Origin of the sequence: Massilia sp. NP310 (genome assembly GCF_019443485.1) — a bacterium.
GTDB classification, from domain to species: Bacteria; Pseudomonadota; Gammaproteobacteria; order Burkholderiales; family Burkholderiaceae_D; genus Telluria; species Telluria timonae.
Map to the genome: position 1 here is coordinate 5,927,100 of NZ_CP080379.1, position 18,907 is coordinate 5,946,006.

15 protein-coding genes and 1 tRNA gene are annotated in these 18,907 nt (G+C 63.8%); 14 read left to right on the forward strand and 2 right to left on the reverse strand.

Translation table 11 applies throughout. From position 1 onward, the window contains the following. Nucleotides 1-3 precede the first annotated feature (3 nt). Entirely contained in the window at nt 4-531 is a 528-nt protein-coding gene (locus KY496_RS26220) for a MarR family winged helix-turn-helix transcriptional regulator (protein ID WP_005669130.1), read from the forward strand. A gap of 6 nt (nt 532-537) precedes the next feature. On the opposite strand, the gene KY496_RS27515 is transcribed toward KY496_RS26220, so the two are convergent. Next, nucleotides 538-804 (reverse strand): hypothetical protein, encoded by a 267-nt coding sequence (locus tag KY496_RS27515; protein WP_219863112.1) that lies wholly within the window; start codon nt 802-804, stop codon nt 538-540. Nucleotides 805-1,212: 408 nt separating this feature from the next. Between KY496_RS27515 and KY496_RS26230 the strand changes: the two genes are divergently transcribed. Genes KY496_RS26230 through KY496_RS26245 form a run of 4 tightly spaced genes read left to right on the forward strand, consistent with a single transcriptional unit; the run spans nt 1,213 to nt 7,506 of the window. Next, the gene (locus KY496_RS26230; protein ID WP_219863113.1) at nt 1,213-3,957 is read left to right on the forward strand and encodes a type VI secretion system Vgr family protein; all 2,745 of its coding nucleotides are present in this window, start codon (nt 1,213-1,215) and stop codon (nt 3,955-3,957) included. A gap of 20 nt (nt 3,958-3,977) precedes the next feature. Further along, nucleotides 3,978-5,738 carry a triacylglycerol lipase gene (locus tag KY496_RS26235; RefSeq protein WP_219863115.1) on the forward strand — a complete coding sequence of 587 codons (1,761 nt, stop codon included), beginning with the start codon at nt 3,978-3,980 and terminating at the stop codon, nt 5,736-5,738. A 10-nt stretch (nt 5,739-5,748) separates the two neighbouring features. After that, nucleotides 5,749-7,236, forward strand: coding sequence for a T6SS immunity protein Tli4 family protein (locus tag KY496_RS26240; protein ID WP_005669139.1), 1,488 nt, complete (start codon nt 5,749-5,751; stop codon nt 7,234-7,236). Nucleotides 7,237-7,239: 3 nt separating this feature from the next. Beyond that, nucleotides 7,240-7,506, forward strand: coding sequence for a PAAR domain-containing protein (locus KY496_RS26245; protein ID WP_081589964.1), 267 nt, complete (start codon nt 7,240-7,242; stop codon nt 7,504-7,506). Between the two features lie 68 nt (nt 7,507-7,574). Here the strand turns inward: KY496_RS26245 and KY496_RS26250 are convergent. Further along, nucleotides 7,575-7,649: transfer RNA gene (locus KY496_RS26250), tRNA-Arg, on the reverse strand. A 228-nt stretch (nt 7,650-7,877) separates the two neighbouring features. Here KY496_RS26250 and KY496_RS26255 point away from each other — a divergent pair. The 9 genes from KY496_RS26255 to epsG all read left to right on the forward strand — a co-directional run bounded on the left by KY496_RS26255 (nt 7,878) and on the right by epsG (nt 18,907). After that, nucleotides 7,878-9,800, forward strand: coding sequence for an ATP-binding cassette domain-containing protein (locus tag KY496_RS26255; RefSeq protein ID WP_005669140.1), 1,923 nt, complete (start codon nt 7,878-7,880; stop codon nt 9,798-9,800). Nucleotides 9,801-9,837: 37 nt separating this feature from the next. Continuing rightward, complete coding sequence (locus tag KY496_RS26260) at nt 9,838-10,563, forward strand: CAAX prenyl protease-related protein (RefSeq protein WP_005669142.1); 726 nt, start codon at nt 9,838-9,840, stop codon at nt 10,561-10,563. Nucleotides 10,564-10,674: 111 nt separating this feature from the next. Continuing rightward, complete coding sequence (gene epsL / locus KY496_RS26265; protein ID WP_229409861.1) at nt 10,675-11,823, forward strand: XrtB/PEP-CTERM-associated polysaccharide biosynthesis outer membrane protein EpsL; 1,149 nt, start codon at nt 10,675-10,677, stop codon at nt 11,821-11,823. A gap of 18 nt (nt 11,824-11,841) precedes the next feature. Beyond that, entirely contained in the window at nt 11,842-13,224 is a 1,383-nt protein-coding gene (locus tag KY496_RS26270) for an undecaprenyl-phosphate glucose phosphotransferase (protein ID WP_005669148.1), read from the forward strand. A 293-nt stretch (nt 13,225-13,517) separates the two neighbouring features. Then, nucleotides 13,518-14,570: a GDP-L-fucose synthase gene (locus KY496_RS26275; RefSeq protein ID WP_219863117.1), complete on the forward strand. Its 1,053-nt coding sequence runs from the start codon at nt 13,518-13,520 to the stop codon at nt 14,568-14,570. 102 nt (nt 14,571-14,672) lie between these two features. Then, entirely contained in the window at nt 14,673-15,692 is a 1,020-nt protein-coding gene (locus KY496_RS26280; RefSeq protein WP_229520374.1) for an EpsD family peptidyl-prolyl cis-trans isomerase, read from the forward strand. Between the two features lie 42 nt (nt 15,693-15,734). Then, entirely contained in the window at nt 15,735-16,523 is a 789-nt protein-coding gene (epsE, locus tag KY496_RS26285) for a polysaccharide export protein EpsE (RefSeq protein ID WP_005669154.1), read from the forward strand. 66 nt (nt 16,524-16,589) lie between these two features. Next, on the forward strand, nt 16,590-18,008 hold the full coding sequence (gene epsF, locus KY496_RS26290; RefSeq protein WP_219863121.1) for a chain length determinant protein EpsF: 1,419 nt from the start codon (nt 16,590-16,592) through the stop codon (nt 18,006-18,008). Between the two features lie 29 nt (nt 18,009-18,037). Next, on the forward strand, nt 18,038-18,907 hold the full coding sequence (epsG, locus tag KY496_RS26295; protein ID WP_219863123.1) for a chain length determinant protein tyrosine kinase EpsG: 870 nt from the start codon (nt 18,038-18,040) through the stop codon (nt 18,905-18,907).

An 18,907-nucleotide genomic window follows, 5' to 3' on the forward strand; every position in this document is an offset into this window, starting at 1 on the left:
TGCATGGATGACGACAGGCGCATACGGGCTGCCGACGCCGAGGGGGGAGAGGCGGCCGACCTGGACCTGGAAAGCCGCCTGACGGACGAACACCACCAGTCGCTGCGGCTGTGGCTGCGCATGCTGTCGTGCACGACGCGGATCGAGAACGAGATCCGCAGCCGCCTGCGCACCACCTTCGGCATCACCTTGCCGCGCTTCGACCTGATGGCGCAGCTCGAGCGCCATCCGGACGGGCTGCGCATGGGCGAGCTGTCCCGGCGAATGATGGTGACCGGGGGCAATATCACCGGGATCACCGACCAGCTCGAGCGCGAGGAACTCGTGGTGCGGGTGCAGGATGCACGCGACCGGCGCGCGTCGGCGGTCAAGCTGACCGAGGCGGGAAGAAAGGCCTTCGCCGAGATGGCGGCGGTGCATGAGCGCTGGATCGAGGAGATGCTGGTGGATGTGCCGGGCGAGGACAAGGCGGAGATGATTGCCTTGTTGTCGACCATGAAGCGCAAGCTGCGGGTGGATGATGAAGTCTAGGGGCTGCTAGTCACGGTCCGGCTGCTCGCGGATCCGGGTTGGCGGCAGCAGCGAGAATGCCGACTTCACGTCGCACGCCTCCTGGCGCGGACTGCGGCCGAAAAAACGCTTGAATGCGCGGTTGAAGTGAAAGGAGCTCTCACAGCCCACCCGGGCCGACGCCGCCGAGCTGCGCGAGATCGCCGAGATCACCGCCTTCCTGGCGTCGGACAAGGCCAGCTTCTTCGTTGGCGCGGTGGTGATGGCGGATGGGGAAATGAGCGTGGCGATCAAGTGATGTGCGTGGTGGTGTGCGCCGCGGGCACGTCGTCAACGTTGCCCGCGCACAGCGACTATCACCGGATGGATTCCTGCTTCGCCATGGAATAGAAGAGCCTCTGCAATCCCGCATGAGCGCGTCAATAGGCTGAGCATTGCCAGTCGAATACCACAAAAGTACCAACAACTGCGGCCGCTGGTGAAGTTACCGCAGTCGGATGTGTTGCATTGTCCGTCGGTATATCCGCGCGTCCACACTAAAAGCATGAACGAGCGAGGGCTTATCTGATGTCAAAGATATTGTCGTTCCAAGTACATACCATTGATTCTTGGAATGTATTGCGAAGACACGTATAGCGGAGGACGCATGCTCACTGTCGCCATATTTCGTCATCGGGTTAGAGCAGCCTCGACGGCGGATAAATGAACCTCAAGGACCTGATTGAAGGATTTACCAGCCTGACCGAGTCGCATCGCCCCATACGTTTGCGGTTTTCGCGAGGACAGCAAGCGTCTGGCGACGTCCTGCTGGTCCAGCGTGTCAGCGGAACCGAAACACTGTGTGGCGGACTGGAATACCGGCTCCTGTGCGTGTCGACACGCGCCGATCTCCCTCTCAAGGACTTCATCGCACTGCCGGTCGAGCTGCAGTTCGTGACGGACCGCGGCAACATGCGCGCGGTGCGCGGCATCGTCGCGCAAGCGGCTGCCGGCCAGAGCGATGGTGGCCTGGCGACCTATGAACTGGTGCTGCGCGATGCGCTGGCGCTGATGGAGCAGCGCACCAGTACCCGGGTCTTCCGCAACATGAACGAACTGGACATCACTCAGGTCATTGTGGGCGAGTGGCGTCGGAACAATCCGGTGCTGGCCAGGGCATTCGACGTGGAGTGGTCGCATGTGAAAGGCATGTTCCCGGCCCGCGAGTTCACCATGCAGCACAACGAGTCCGATGCCGACTTCTTGCGCCGCTTGTGGAAACGGCGCGGCATCGCGTGGTTCATGCGTCCAGGGCTCGCTAGCGAATCCCAGGGCGAGGACATGCCGGCGCACACGCTGGTGTTGTTCGACGATGGGTTCACGCTGCCGCAAAATGCCGCGGGCGTGGTGCGCTACCACCGGGACGACGGTACCGAGCAAAGCGATACCATCTTCGCGTGGAGCCCGGTACGCAAGCTCGTCCCGGGCAATCTCAACCGTCTCAGCTGGGACTACCTGCAGGGCCGGCCGATGACCGCCAATACGCCGTCATGTATAGACCAGGGGGCGACTGGTAACCGCTTCGCGCTCGGTCTCGATGACTACCTGATCGACGTGCCGCATGCTGGGGCGGACGGCGACGACTACCGCGAGCTTGGCGAACTACGCATGAAGCGCCATGAGTACGAGTCCAAATGCTTTTATGGCGAAGGAAGTGTGCGCGCTCTTTGTATCGGAGAATGGATCGCCTTGAGCGGCCATCCGGATATCGACACCCACTCGCCGCAGGAACGGGAATTTGTCATCACGCGCCTGGAGGTCGATGCGCAGAACAACCTGCCGAAGACACTCGATGAGCGGATACAGCGGCTGTTTGCGCTCAACCGGTGGGATGAAACCTATTTCGACAGCGGTCTGCACCAGGCCAGCGCCGAGCGCGGCATGCGCTACATGAACCGCTTTGCCTGCGTTCGCCGCAGCATTCCGATCGTGCCGGCATTCGATCCGCGTACGGATCTGCCGCGTCCACAGCTGCAAAGTGCGATCGTCGTCGGCCCGCCCGGCGAAGAAGTGCATTGCGATGAACACGGGCGGGTCAAGGTACGCTTTCCCGGCGCCAGGGTTGAAGACCACGAGCATGCGCAAGGCGCGGGTGCCAGCGGCAGCGACCGGGACTCCGCCTGGATACGGGTCGCCAGCACCTGGGCCAGCAATCAGTGGGGGACGATCACGCTGCCGCGCGTCGGCGATGAGGTCCTGGTTGGCTTCCTCGGTGGCGATCCGGATAAGCCGATCATCGTTGGCCAGGTCTACGGGCGCATGGCGCCGCCGCCCGCGTTCAGTCATGCCGGGGCGCTGCCTGGAAACCGATACGTTGCCGGCATCAAGAGCAAGGAGGTCGGCGGCGACCGCTACAACCAGTTGCGGTTGGATGACACGTCGGGCCAGATCAATGCACAGCTGTCGTCCCAGCACGGTCATAGCGAGTTGAACCTGGGGTGGCTGACCCACCCGCGCAAGGACGGCAAGGGCGAGGCGCGCGGCGAAGGCGCGGAGCTGCGCAGCGACCTTGCCGTCGCGCTCCGGGGCGCGCAAGGGGTCTTGATCAGCGCCGCCGCGCGCCAGCATGCCGGCGGAAAACAACTGGATCGCAGCGAGCTTCTCGGCCTTGCCGAGGCCTTGCAGGGACTGCAGAGGCAACTGGCTGAACTGGCGTCGACGCATCACGCGGACAGTACCGACGATGGGGAGCTCGAACAACTGATCGGCTACCTGAAGCAGTGGGAAGCCGGCAGCAATACCGAAAAGGACGGCGCCGGCGGCCAGCCCGTGGTGGCGCTATCCGCGCCGGCCGGCGTCGCCATGACCAGCCAGGACAATATTGCGATCGGCGCGCAGACGCATATCGATGTGCTCAGCATCGGCAATACCCAGCTATCGGTCGGCAGGAAACTGCTGGCGCGTGTTTCGGAAAGCATCAGCCTGTTCGCACACCGGCTCGGTATCAAGCTGATTGCCGCCAGCGGCAAGCTGGAATTGCAGACACACGGCGACGATATCGAGGTCACTTCCTCCAAACGCATCGTGCTGACTGCCACCGACGAGATCGTGCTGCAGGCGCCCAAGGTCCGCATCGTGGCGCAGGGCGCCCAGGTGGATATCGGCGCCGGGGTCATCACTCAGCAGAGCAGCGGCGAACACACGATCAAATCGTCGAAGTTCGCGCATATCGGACCGGGAGGCGGCAACCCGGCCGCCGTGACGCCGCCGAAGAGCGAGGCGCAGCACGACCAGCAGACCGTGCTGCGCTGGATCGGGACCGATGAGCCGATGCAGAACCAGCGCTATCGCATCACCACCGAAGACGGCCGCAGCTTCGAGGGGCGGACAGATGCGAACGGGCTGACCGAGCGTTTTAGCAGCGCCATTTCGTTTGGGCGCTACAGCATCGAGGCATTGGACGACTGATACACCATGGGGAGCATGCGATGACGACTGCCGAACATCCTTTGCCTGCGCAACATCATGCCCACGCGGCTCGCAAAGCTGAAGGGTTTGCGACACCGAAGCAGGACAAGAAGCCGCAGTGCGCGCGGATGTTGCCGAAGCGGGTGCTGCCGGTAATTTTTCTTCCGGGCATCATGGGGTCGAATTTGCGGTTGAGCGCCGAGCGGCAGAGAGAGTTGAAGCAGAGCGACAATATTGCGTGGCGGCCAGATGCGCTTGGGGTATCGAACATCAGCAAGAATGCGAATAGCCCGCCGCGTGAGCGGCAACTGCGACTGGATCCGCTGCAAACCACGGTCGATATCTACGATCCTTCCGGGCCGTCTGACGTCACGGGCGATGGACGGCATGGTAATGTGGCCTTGGCCGAGAACTTTAATTCTCCCTTGCTGACGAGCGACCCGCCGACTATGCCGAACGGACGTACCGCGGTCCAAAAGGCACGGGCACGCGGCTGGGGCGAAGTATTTTTCAAGAGTTATGGCGAGTTGCTGCAACACCTCGAATCTCGCCTGAACAACACGTTCGCCAATGGAAAAATACGGTCCGAGTGGCGCGATGTCGTTGGCGTTGATCCAAAGGTATGGAGGTCCGACCCCAGTCTGCCGCAGCAAGTATTGACTGAGGACGAACTTAAAAAGGCGGTCACCGGCTGCTGGTTTGCCGTTTACTCGTTCGGCTACAACTGGCTGCAGTCGAATGGCGAAAGCGCGAAGATTATCGCCGCACGCATTAACAAGGTCATCGGTGAGCTGACCGCGTCCGGCTACGAATGCGAAAAGGTGATCGTTGTAACCCATTCGATGGGCGGGCTTGTCGGGCGGGCGCTGGTGCATCCGGCCTATGGCAATTTGCAGGACAAAGTGCTCGGCATTGTGCACGGCGTGATGCCGGCAATCGGTGCGCCGGCCGCCTATAAGCGCATGCGGGCAGGATTCGAGGACCCGGGCCTGATGAGCATTAGCCCAAGCATCATTGAAGCAAGTATTGGCGCAAAGGTAGCCGGCAATTATGGCGACGAAGTCACGGCGGTGCTGGCGAATGCCACGGGCGCACTGCAGCTGCTGCCTAGCGATTCCTACGGCAACGGCTGGCTGCGCGTGAGACACAATGGGCGGGATCTGGAAGCCTGGCCGAAGCAGGGCGATCCCTATAGCGAAATCTACAAGCTGCGCGGCAAATGGTATGCGTTGTTCCGGGAGGACTGGATCAATCCGTCCAACGTTCCCCCAAAGAAAGACGGCGGAACGTTTGCACGAACATGTAGATTTCTCGATCAGGCAAGGCAATTTCATCAGACGATTGCAAACACCTATCACCCGAACAGTTATGCGCATTACGGCGCCGACGGCGGACGGCAAAGCTTCGGCGAGGTGGTTTGGGAAATCAGGAATTGTGCCGACCCTAGCGGCTGGCAGAACTGGTCTGTCGTCCGCGACAGCCGGCAGGGCAGGCTTGAATTCACTTCGTGGGACCCAGATGGAGCGAATAATATCGGGGCACTGCCGTTCAATGACAGTAGGCCTGTACCGATGCACGCAACGATACTCGCGCCGTCGGCGCCAGGCGACCAGACCGTGCCCGCCAAATCCGCCGACCACCAGTTGAACAGCGGCACGTTCAAGGGCGTGTTCCGCCAGACCGGTTACGAACACCAGTCCAGTTACAAGGACCCGCAGGCCATTGCGTCGACCTTGTATAGCATCGTGCGCATCGTCCAGCACGCAAGCTGGGAATGCTGAGAGGGATACCATGTGCCCGACCGCCATCAGACGCCTGTTCCTTTTTCCGCTTGCTGCCGCGAGCCTGTTGCTCGCAGCATGCGACCACCACCCGAAAGAATGGAAGACGCCGAACATGACCTCCTTTACGTCCCGCCTGCAACCTGTGTTTGACAAAACGAAAACCGTCTGCTTTGGCCGCTTCATGGTCGATGTACCCGCATCGGCTACCGTCGCATGGGGCGGTACCGATGTTCCGCTGGGCGTGACCATTTACCGTGACGGCGTGGATGAGGTAAAGGCCTTGATGCAGAAGTTCGTCGACGAGCTGAAAAGCGAAAAGGCCATTTACCTCAACAACGTCCCCTTGCTGATTTCGGTGGACGACATGCGCCAGCCCGAAGGAAAAATCGTAACTGGCTACGATGGTTTTGAAGCGATTGGTATGCTGAAAATAAACGGCTACTTCAGGATGAACAACGACAGCGTTATCATTGATGCGCGTCCGTTAGAAGAACAGAAAGACGAGACTATCACAGACATAAAAAGCATTGCACGCCGTATGCGCCAGCGTCCAGAAGATGAAATCCCCATCGAGCCCGGCAACTGCATCGAACACTTTTTTTTGCCAGATAAGCAAAATCCAACACACGATGATCTTATGGAACACATCCGTATTGGCTTTCGTTTAAAAGAGTTCCCCGATACGCATTTTTCAATTTATGTCGCACCATCGAATCCCCCCAACCCTGAGGGCGACTCGCTCCGGGCCCAGTGGAAGCGTATCAAGGAAAGCCCAACCACGCCCGAAGAGAAAGCGGCGCTTGCCAAGATTGATTTTTTCCGCGAGAGCCCGCGCCAGATACATGAATGGAAGACCGGCTACGAGGTCCTCTTGCGTAATCCCGACGAAGAACACGTCCATTCTTATCACGACTTTCAGGCCAAATTCACGGGCGTTCCCCACGACCCGTTCAGACCGTACGCCGATATCCAGCTCCAAACCGGCGTCGGCGATAACGCAGCCGGCTCCACGAAGGCCAGTCTGACCGACGAAGAAGCCATCGCAGTCTGGGACAAGATCATCAGCACCATCCGCGTGCGCCCGACCCGCGCCGTGCCCGCCAAATCCGCCGACACCGGTCCACGCCTGCCGCTGGGCGAACTCGCGGCAACCGGGCGCACCTGCCCGCAGACCGGATTGTGGGAGCACGATAGGCCGGGGCCGACGGGGGATAGCCGGCGTCAACACATCCGGGCCGGCGACCGTATGCCGCATGTGGCTGTGATTGGCGAGCCGTCGATCTGGCAAAAACTCAAGGGGCAACGGCCCTCTTACCGAGCGGCGACAGTCTGGAAACTGGTCAGCTACGATGATGCGCCTACTCTTGCACACACGGCGGGGCAGCCAACCTCAATCGTGGAAATCTCTCCCCCTGATGACCTTCCGAAAGACGCTACCGATCCCAGGCCACACGGTGGCCGTGGCGAAGGAACCCCACCCAATGAGAAAGGCTGAGCGATGCCCAATGTGATTCGATTAGGTGACGCAACGTCTCATGGTGGCAAGGTCGAAAGTGTGAGCGCCACGTACTTCACGGTTGACGGGGTCCCGGTCGCCTGCGTCGGTGATGCGTGCAGTTGTCCCATCAAGGGACATGACAAATGCACGATTGCTGAAGGCGATCCGAGCCACGTCATCAACGGCATTGCCGTTGCCTACGACGGGCATAAGACGACGTGTGGAGCAAGCCTGATTGCTTCTATCGGAAACTTCAGTGGGCAATAAAGAACCCGACCCTCTGATACTTCAGGCGCATATGGTGAGATGCGGTGAAACATTCCGATTTAAAGGGGTGGTCCCCCCGACTGGAATCGAACCAGTATCCCACGCTTAGGAGGCATGTGCACTATCCATTGTGCTACGGGGAGGAGGCAGGTTCCGCCATCACTGACGACGCCTCGCAAGACAAGCTTGCAATCCGGTGGCCACGCCTGCAAGACAGACCGCGACCATGGACCGACTGCAATTATAGCCGAGGATAGCAAGAGTTTTGCAAGTTCAGGCCCGCCAGTCGGTACAATGTGCGCCTCAATCAATTAACGCACATTTTTCCGATCCCGCGCCGGCAACACCGCGCGACGGAACGCTTACCGAACATGGCAGTCATCTCCCTCACTTCCGCGCAACTGGCCTTCGGCCACGTCCCGCTGCTCGACCACGCCGACTTTTCGCTGGAAACCGGCGAGCGCGTCGGTCTCATCGGCCGTAACGGCACCGGCAAATCCTCGCTCCTGAAGATCATCTCGGGCCGCTCGAAACTCGACGACGGCCTGCTGGTCATGCAGCAGGGCGTGAGCATCGCCTACGTTGAGCAGGAACCAGTGTTCGACCCGCAAATGACCGTGTTCGACGTGGTCGCGCTCGGCATGGGCGACCAGCAGGCGATGCTGACTGAATATGAAGAACTCACCGGCAAGTTCGGCCAGGGCGACGACGATGCGCTGATGGAACGCATGCACGTGCTGCAGACCAGGCTGGACGCCACCGACGGCTGGAACCTGGCGAACAAGGTCGAGACCACGCTGGGCCGCCTGAACCTGGCGGGCGACGCGAAAATGGGCACCTTGTCCGGCGGTATGCAAAAGCGGGTGGCGCTGGCCGTGGCCCTGGTGTCGGCGCCGGACGTGCTGCTGCTCGACGAACCGACCAACCACCTGGACTTTACCTCGATCAAGTGGCTGGAGAGCCTGTTGCGTGAGTTCCGCGGCTCGATCCTGTTCATCACCCACGACCGCAGCTTCCTGGACAATGTCGCCACCCGCATCATCGAGCTCGACCGCGGCAAGCTGCTCTCGTTCCCGGGCAATTTCTCGACGTATCAGGAGCGCAAGCGCGAATTGCTGGCCAACGAGGAAGTCGAGAACGCCAAGTTCGATAAATTCCTGGCGCAAGAAGAAGTGTGGATCCGCAAGGGCGTGCAGGCGCGCCGTACCCGCGACGAAGGCCGCGTGCGCCGCCTGGAAGCGCTGCGCCTGCAGCGCGCCGCGCGCCGCGACCAGCAGGGCCAGATCAAGCTCGACGTCGCCACCGGCGAGCGCTCGGGCAAGATCGTCGCCGACCTGGAAGGCGTGTCGAAGCGTTATGGCGACAAGGTGATCGTCGACGGTTTCACCGGCACCATCATGCGCGGCGACAAGGTCGGCCTGATCGGGCCGAACGGCGCCGGCAAGACGACCTTGCTCAAGATCATCCTGGGTGAGGAAACGGCCGACAGCGGCGCCGTGCGCCTCGGCACCAAATTGAACGTGGCGTATTTCGACCAGATGCGCACCCAGCTCAACGAAGAGGCGAGCCTGGCCGACACCATCGCTCCCGGCAGCGACTGGGTCGAGATCAATGGCCAGCGCAAGCATGTGATGACCTACCTGAACGACTTCCTGTTCTCGCCGGAACGGGCGCGTTCGCCCGTCAAGTCGCTCTCGGGCGGCGAGCGCAACCGCCTGCTGCTGGCGCGCCTGTTCGCCAAGCCGGCCAACTGCCTGGTGCTGGACGAACCGACCAACGACCTCGACATCGACACCCTCGAACTGCTGGAAGAATTGCTGGAGGAATACACCGGCACCGTCTTCCTTGTCAGCCACGACCGTACCTTCCTGGACAATGTCGTGACCCAGGTCATCGTGGCCGAGGGCGGCGGCAAGTGGCGCGAATATGTCGGCGGCTATACTGACTGGGAGCGCGTCAGGGCGGCGGCCCCGGCGGCGTCTGCGCCGGCGCCTGCGCCGAACGCGGCCAAGGCCAGCGCCGCCAAGGTGGACGAGGCGCCGGCCCAGGGCGCGGGCAAGAAGGTCAAGCTGAGCTACAAGGAACAGCGCGAGCTCGAAGAGTTGCCGCAGTTGATCGCGTCGCTCGAAGACGAGCAGTCCGCGATCACGCAGCAGTTGAACGCGCCTGATTTCTACAAGACGAATCCGGCCGACGCCAAGCGCATCAATGCGCGGTATGCCGAGATCGACGACTTGCTGCTCGACGCGCTCGAGCGCTGGGAGCGCATCGAGGCGCGCGCCAGGGGCGAATAAGCACGACGTTCAATGAGGCAATGAAGGGACGGCATCGATGACCGAACGCGATGAACCACATGCTGTCCCGCCACCGGCCGCGTTCGCGGCCGACGAACCCCTTCTCAACCGCGCCGCCTGGATGCGGATCCTGCCTTTCGGCACCTATATTTTCTTCATTATCCTTGCCGACATGCTCGAGCGGATCGGTGTCGGCCGCGCCGAGCTGCGCTGGCTGTATCCGGTGCAGGTCGGCGCCGTGCTGGCGCTGCTGGCCGCGTTCTGGCGCGGCTATGACGAGCTGCACCGTTTCGCGCTGTCGCTGAGGCAGGCGCTGGCCGCCAGCGCCGCCGGCGTCGTGGTGCTGGTCTTGTGGGTGCATCTCGACGCCCCCTGGATGACGCTTGGCAGCGCGCCCGGCTACGACCCGCGCACACAAGGCGAGATCGACTGGTTGTTGGTGACGATCCGCATTGCCGGCGCCGCCCTGATCGTGCCGGTGATGGAAGAGCTGTTCTGGCGCTCTTTCTTGATGCGGTGGGTCGAGCGATCCGACTTCATGTCGCTTGATCCGGCGCGTATCGGCTTCAAGGCTTTCGTGATTCCATGCCTGTTGTTCGGATTCGAACACCATCTTTGGCTGGCCGGCGTCATGGCCGGCGTCGCCTATGGTTTGTTGTATATGCGGCACCGCAAGCTGTGGTCGCCGATACTGGCTCACGCTATCACCAATGGATTGCTGGGAGTCTGGGTGGTGCATACCGGAGGCTGGCAGTTCTGGTAATTCCTTCGGCGCAGCATCCACCGGGAAATGTAGAACATGCCTTTCAACCCTGCAGCGCATCGGCTTCGAACCGTGGCGGCCCTGGCGACGGTGTTATGTTCCTTCCCAGCAGTGTCTGCGCCGAACGACGCGCGACAAGAAGACGGCATACGGCTGCTTGGCGGCATCGGCTGGGCCTACGACGACAATATTTTTCGTGTGGCCGACGACGAGCAACCGTTCGAAGGCCAGCGCAGCGATTCCTATCGCACGCTCGACGCCGGCGTCGTGCTCGACAAGACCATCAGCCGCCAGCGCATCGCGGCGACCGCCAAGGTGTCGAAGGTCAAGTTCGACCACTTCGACCAGCTCGACTACGACGGACGTGACCTGCAGGCGAGCTGGTTGTGGCAAGCCGGCAAGCAGTTCGAGGGCCGTGTCGAAGCGTTGTACATCAAGACGCTGGCGCCATACACCGACTTCGACAGCGACGAACGCAACCTGCGCCGGCAGCGGCGCCAGTTGCTCGATGCCGGCTGGAAGCTGCATCCAAGCTGGAAGCTGCGCGTCGGCGCCGCGCGCGACAAGTACACCTACGAGTTGCTGGCCCAGCGCTACAACGACCGCACCGAAAAAGCCTATGAGGTCGAGCTCCAGTACCGGCCAAAAAGCGGCAGCACGGTGGGCCTCGTCGCGCGCCGCCTGAAGGGCAACTATCCGTACCGGCGACCTTACAACAGCAGCGTGCTCACCGACGATTTCACCCAGGACGAGCTCAAGGCGCGGGTCGACTGGCTGGCGAGCGGCTCGACGACGGTGCAGGCGCTGGTCGGCTATGCGCGGCGCGACCAGCCCTCGTACGACGACGGCCGCACCAGCGGCGTCAACGGCCGTGTCACCTGGCTGTACAAGCCGCAGGGCAAGATCAGCTATGGCGCGTCGCTGTGGCGCGAATTCGCGCCGATCGAAAGCTCGCGGGTCAGCACGACCCTGAACAAGGGAGCGAGCCTGCAAGCCACCTGGCTTGCCACCGACCGCATCCGGCTGGACGCCCGCGCCGCCTACGAGAAGCGCGACTATACGGCGCGCGACGTGTTTGCCGGATTGGACGACCTGACCGACGCGATCCGCAGCGCCACCGTACGGGCGTCATGGCAGGTCCGGCCCAAGGTACAAGTGATCGCCGGCTACGCCTACGAGTCGCGCACCGGTTCGCAGGCACTCGGCACCGGCAAGTTCGACGCCAATATGGTGCAACTGAGCGCCAATGTGCTGTTCTGATGATGGATGTGGCGGCGCATGACGGTCAATGACATTCCCATTATTTCGTTCTTCCAGCGCGTGCTCGATCCGCTGATCGTGATGGGCAGCCTGTACCTGGCGACATTGGCCTTTGGCGAACCGTTCTCCGGCTATTGCCTGGTGCTGATGATCCTGGCCTTCTTCATCTCGTCGGCCGTCTACCAGCAGATCGATCCCTACCGCACCTGGCGCAGCGGCCGCATGCTGGCCTATGCGCGCGATACGGTATTCGGCTGGTGCCTGACGCTCGCCGTGCTGTATTTCCTCGGCTCGGCCAGCGGCATGAGGTACTACTACGACGAGCGGGTGCTGCTGGCCTGGGCGCTGGCGACGCCGCTGACGATCCTGGCCAGCCATATCGCGGTGCGCTTCGCCACCGGCAACCGCAAGCACGCCGGTGAGCTGCGCTCGATCGTGGTGGTCGGCGCCAACGATGCCGGCATCAAGTTCGCCGGCGTGTGCGAGCGCTATCCGAACCTGTTCATGCAGGTGCAGGGCTTTTTCGACGACCGTACCGACGGTCGCAAGCCGCCCGGCCTGCGCTATCCGATGCTGGGCAAGATGGCAGACGTCGCCGCTTATGTGCGGCGCAAGAACATCAAGATGATCTTCATCAGTCAGCCGGTCTCGGCCCAGCCGCGCATCCGCCAGCTGGTCGACGAATTGAAGGACACCACCGCCTCGGTCTATTTCTTGCCCGACGTGTACGTGTTCGACCTGATGCAGGCGCGTTTCGATACCGTGGGCGGGATGCCGGTGATCGCGATCAGCGAGTCGCCGTTCATGGGCTTTAACAGCGTGCTCAAGCGCGGCACCGACGTCGTGGTCAGCGCGCTGGCCCTGGTGCTGCTGGGGCCGCTGATGCTGGTGATCGCACTTGCCGTGAAGCTCGGTTCGCCTGGCCCTGTGCTGTTCAAGCAGCGCCGCTACGGGCTGTATGGCGAAGAGATCTATATCTATAAATTCCGCTCCATGACGGTACTGGACGACGGGCCGACCATCGTCCAGGCCAGGGCCGACGATCGCCGCATCACCCGCCTCGGCCACTTCCTGCGCCGCACTTCGCTCGACGAATTGCCGCAGTTTATCAATGCGCTGCAAGGACGCATGAGCGTGGTCGGACCGCGTCCGCATGCGGTCGCGCACAACGAGGAATACCGCAAGCTCATCAAGGGTTACATGTTGCGCCACAAGGTCAAGCCGGGCATTACCGGCTGGGCCCAGGTGCATGGCTTGCGCGGCGAGACGGCCACCCTCGACAAGATGGAAGCGCGCATCCAGTACGACCTCGATTACCTGCGCAACTGGTCGCTGTGGCTCGATCTGTGGATCATCCTCAAGACCGTCAAGGTCGTCCTCACGCGCGAGAACGCGCACTGATGCCTATCCCGGCGCGCCGCCGGCGAAGCGCGGCGCGAGAAAAATGAACCGTCGGGCTTCGCGCGCATCGAATGGCAGGGTGGCGGGGATTCCAGCCGAGCTTTCGAGCCAATCTATTTTGTCCTAGAAACGGATGAGCGCTAATCGACGCGCTCTTTGATCTGGACGATTCCCGACAAGCTTGCGCGGCCATCCGGGCTGGGTAGAATCGTTAACCACAATGCAAGAACAATGGCCGATTTCGCTGCTGCAATAGGGGCGGCGACACATCGACATTGATCACGGGAGGCAATGTGCACAACAAGCCACGCATTTATGTTGCGGGCCACCGCGGCCTCGTCGGCTCGGCCATCGTGCGCGCGCTGGGCGCCGCAGACAAGGCCGAGATCGTCACCCGCAGCCACGACGAACTCGAGCTGACCGACCAGGCGCAGGTGCGCGAGTTCTTCCGCAGCGAAGGCATCGACCAGATCTACCTGGCGGCGGCCAGGGTCGGCGGCATCCACGCCAACCATACCTATCCGGCCGAGTTCATCTACGACAACCTGATGGTGCAGGCGAATGTCGTGCACGAGGCCTGGCGCGCGGGCGTGCGCAAGCTGCTGTTCCTCGGTTCGTCCTGCATCTATCCGCGCCTGGCGGCGCAGCCGATCCGCGAGGAATACCTGATGAATGGCATGCTCGAGCCGACCAACGAGCCCTATGCCATGGCCAAGATTGCCGGCATCAAGCTGTGCGAAAGCTATAACCGCCAGTACGGCACCGACTATCGCAGCGTGATGCCCACCAACCTGTACGGTCCCGGCGACAACTACCACCCCGAGAACAGCCACGTCATTCCCGCCTTGCTGCGCCGCTTCCATGAGGCCAGGACGAGCGCCGCGCCCGAGGTCGTGATCTGGGGCAGCGGCAAGCCGATGCGCGAATTCCTCTACGTCGACGACATGGCGGCCGCCAGCGTCCACGTGATGGCGCTGGCGCCCGAGGCGTATGCGGCGGCTACCGACCCCATGCATTCGCATATCAATGTCGGCACCGGCCAGGACGTCACCATCGCCGAGCTGGCGCGCCTGGTGGGCCAGACCGTGGGCTACCGGGGCGAGATCGTCTTCGACGCCAGCAAGCCCGACGGCACGCCGCGCAAGCTGCTCGACGTCTCCAAGCTGGCGGCGCTGGGATGGCGCGCCAGCACGCCGCTGGCCGAGGGGCTGGAGCGTGCTTATCGCGCGTATCTGGCGCACCTCTGCGCAGGTGGCGATCCCGACGCACGATGTGAGATGCACAACAGAACAGATGGCGCAAGCGGTCCAGAATGGCGGATTTCACACCGGACTGCGCATGCCTGAGGGCCAATGCCGTCCACGCCGGAGAACACCATGCAGAGCTCGTACCATAATGTCACAGACTTGCCGCATCCATTCGCACCGAGGTTCAGCCCGAGGCGGGCCGTGTGCGCGGTCCTGGTGCTGGCCAGCGTCGCGCTGGCCGGTTGCAACCGCGACAAGCCGGTGCCCGAGACCAAGCCCGGCCAGGCCCTGGCCAGCGTCAACGGCGAAGAGATCACGGTTTTGCAGCTGAATGAAGAAATGCAGCGTGCCGGCGTCCCGGCTGCCCAGCAGCAAACCGCCAGCAAGCAGTTGCTGCAAGCCCTGATCGACCGCGAACTGCTCGAAAGCGCGGCGGCCAAGGAAAAGATCGACCGCGATCCCAAGGTCATGCAGGCGATCGAGCGAGCGCGCTCCCTGATCATCGCCCAGGCCTATATGCAGAAGCGGGTGGGCGACGTCGGTCGGCCGACCGAGGCCGAGATCGAGGATTATTTCAACAAGCATCCCCAGTTCTTCGCCAACCGCCGCCAGTTCGCGATGAACCAGCTCGTGCTGCCGGCGTCCAGCGTGACGCCCGAGCTGCGCGCCGCCGCCGACAAGGCCCGCTCGCTCGAGGACGTGGCCGCCTATCTCGACACCAGGCAGGTCGCCTACGGCCGCGCCCAGGTCACGCGCAGCACTGCCGACCTCAAGCCCGAGCTGGCCGCGAAGCTGCTGTCGATGCCGAAGGGCCAGCTGTTCCTGGTGCAGGAAGGGGAGCGCGCGCTCCTGACCTCGATCGACGAGGTGCGCGACGCGCCGGTCTCGCTGGCGATCGCCGCGCCGCAGATCGCGCAATACCTGGCCAACCGCAAGAACAAGGAACTGGCCCAGGCCGAAATCCAGCGCCTGCGCGCCACCGCGAAGATCGACTACCTGAACAAGGACCTGGCGCCCGACGCCGCCACGCCCGGCGCGCTCCCGGCCGCGGCGCCGGCGGCGCTGGCGGGCATGCCCGCCACGCCGGCGCACGCCGGACCGGGTGCGGGTGCGGGCGACGGCGACGGCAACGGCGACATCGGCCCGGTGGCCGACACCGTGCACGAGGACGCGCGCGCCGACAAGGCGGCGCTCGACCGCGGCGTGGCCGGCCTCAAGTAGGGCTTGCGAAGGACTTCCCAACGACGTGCCTGGAGACTGACGATGAAACGCTGGATCAAGTGGATGACGGGGGCCGCCTTCATGCTGGGCATGAGCGTGGCCGGTGCGACCGAGGTGCTGCTGGGCGCCGGCGACGTGGTCAAGCTGTCCGTGTATGGCAGCCCCGACCTGTCGATCGAGACCCGCGTCAGCGAGAGTGGCCACATCACGTTCCCGCTGCTGGGCCAGGTGGCTGTCGGCGGCCTGTCGGTGGCCGCCGCCGAAAAGAAGATCGCAGGCCAGCTCGAGAAGGGGGGCTACATCAAGCGGGCTCAGGTGAACATGCTGGTGACCACGCTGGCCAGCCAGCAGGTTTCGGTGCTGGGCCAGGTGAACCGGCCGGGCCGCTATCCGGTCGAAGGCAGGCGCAAGGTGCTCGACATGCTGGCGCTGGCCGGCGGCATCCATGGCGATGGCGGCGACATGATCAGCCTGGTGCGCACGCGCGACGGCAAGACGACGCGCGAGACCATCGATGTGGTCGACATGGTGCGCAAGGGCGAGCTCGACAAGGACTACGAGGTCGCCGGCGGCGACATCATCTTCGTGGAGCGGGCGCCGCGCGCTTACGTCACCGGCGAGGTCAGCCGTCCCGGGCCGTTCCGCCTGGAGCGCGGCATGACGGTCCAGCAGGCGATCTCGGCCGGTGGCGGCCTGAGTCCGCGCGGCAGCGACAACGGCATCAAGGTCACGCGCCGCGACCCCAGCGGCAAGCCGGTCACGCTGGACGTCCAGGCCAGTGATACGGTCCAGGTCGACGACGTGATCGTGGTGCGCGAAAGCTGGTTCTGACGGCAGCGTGTCCGGCATCGGCTTCTCGCCGGGCTTGGACGCGGTCCCCGCATGCAAAGGTGAGTCATGAGCGTGCATCAATTTCTGCTGATTTTGCTGGCCCGTAAGAAAATCGTCCTGGGCACGCTCCTGGTCACGGTGCTGCTCGCCCTCGGCTGGAGCGTGGTGCAGCAAAAGACCTACGAGGCCACGGCATCGGTGCTGCTCAACTACAAGGGCGTCGATCCGCTCACCGGCCTGACCATGCCAGGGCAACTGATGCCGGGATATATGGCAACGCAAATGGACATCATCGGCAGCAAGAACGTGGCGCTGCGCGTCGTCGACACGCTGCGGCTGGCGTCGAGCCCGGCCGTCGTCCAGCAATTCCAGGAAGCCAACGAGGGCAGGGGGACGGTGCGCGACTGGCTGGCCGACCTGCTGCTCCAGAAGCTCGAGATCATGCCGTCGCGCGAGTCGAGCGTGGTCGAGATCAGCTTCAGCGGCGCCGATCCCGTGTTCGCGGCCGCGGTCGCGAACGCCTTCGCCGAGGAATACCGGCGGGTCGGCGTGCAGCTCAAGACCGAGCCGGCCAAGAACGCCTCGCTGTACTTCAACGAACAGACCAGGCAGTTGCGCGACAACCTCGAGGCGGCCCAGGCCCGCCTGTCGAAGTACCAGCAAGAAAAAGGCATCGTCAGCCTCGACAACAACCGGGTCGATGTCGAGCTGTCGCGCCTGAACGACCTGGCTGCCCAGCTGGTGGTGGCCCAGGCCGCGGCCATGGAAGCGGGTTCGCGCGAAAGGGCGGCCGGGACCGCCGGCGCGGCCGTCGATTCGCCCGACGTCGCCAACAATACCCTGATCCAGAACCTGCGCATGAATCTGGCCAGCGCCGAGGCCAAGCTGGCCGAGGCCGGCGCGCGCTTCGGGCGCAACCACCCGCAATACCAGGCCGCGGCCGCCGAAGCCGGCAAGCTGCGCGCCGAGCTCGGCAGTGCGCTGGGCAGCGTCAGCCGCAGCGTCGGCGCCAACGCCGATGTCTACCGCCAGCGCGAAGCCGAGCTGCGCAGCGAGCTGGCGGCGCAGAAGGAGCGCGTGCTCGAGCTCAACCGCACCCGCGACGAGCTCGGTCCCTTGCTGAAAGACTTCGAAGGCGCGCAGCGCGCCTTCGATGCGGCCAGCCAGCGCTATTCGCAGACGCGGATCGAGGCCCAGTCCGAGCAGTCCGACGTCTCGGTGCTCAACCCGGCCGTGGCCCCCACGACGCCGAGTGGCCCGCGCATCCTGCTCAATACATTGGCTGCGATCGTGCTCGGCACCGTGCTCGGCGTCGGCCTGGCGCTGCTGCTGGAATTGCTGGCGCGGCCGGTGCGCTCCAGCAGCGACCTGCAAGACATGCTGGGCATTCCGGTACTGGGCGCCATCGCCTGGCAGGCGCCGCCCGCGCGGACGGGCCGTCTTCGCCGGCTGATGGCGCCCGGCCGGCAACCGCGCCTCAATTGAACAGCGCTGAGCTGAGCCGAGGACTCGCCATGAACTCATCCGTGCTATCCGCCCTGCACAGCGGCCCCGGCCGCGACGCCAGCATGGGCGCGCTGCTGGTCGATGCTGGCAAGCTCAGCGCCGATGACGCCGAGCGCGTGCTGCGCACCCACGAAGACCTGGGCATCCGTTTCGGTGAGGCGGCGCTGCGCCTCGGCCTGGTGAGCGAGGACGACATCCAGCAGGCGCTGGCCCGGCAGTTCGCCTATCCCTATCTGCAGAAAGGGCAGGCCAGGCTCTCGCCCAGGCTGGTCGCCGCCTACGAACCGTTTGCGCCCCAGGTCGAGGCCTTGCGCGCGATCCGCAGCCAGCTGACGCTGCGCTGGTTCGCGCGCGGGCGGCGCGCGCTGGCGATCGCCGGCGCCGATCCGGACGATGGCGCCAGCCTGTTCGCCGCCAATCTGGCGCTGGTGTTTTCCCAGCTCGGCGAGCAGACCCTGCTGGTGGACGCCAACCTGCGCGCGCCGCGCCAGCATGAACTGTTCGGACTCCGGCCGCGCCAGGGTCTGTCCGATATGCTGGCGGGGCGGGCCGACCTGGACGCCATCCTGCGCGTGCCGTCCTTTGCCGACCTGTCGGTGTTGCCGGCCGGGACCTTGCCGCCGAATCCGCAAGAACTGCTGGCGCGGCCAGGCTTTCGCACCCTGGCGGCGCAGCTGGAGAGCCGCCACGACGTCGTGCTGCTCGACTTGCCGCCGTTTACGGCCGGCGCCGATGCCCTGGCGGTGGCGGGCCGGGCCGGCGGCGTGCTGCTGGTGGCCTGCAAGCACCGCACCCGCATCGCCGACATGGCGCGCATGGCCGGGCAGATGGTCGATGCCGGCGCCGAAGTGGTCGGTTCGGTGGTGATGGAGTTCTAG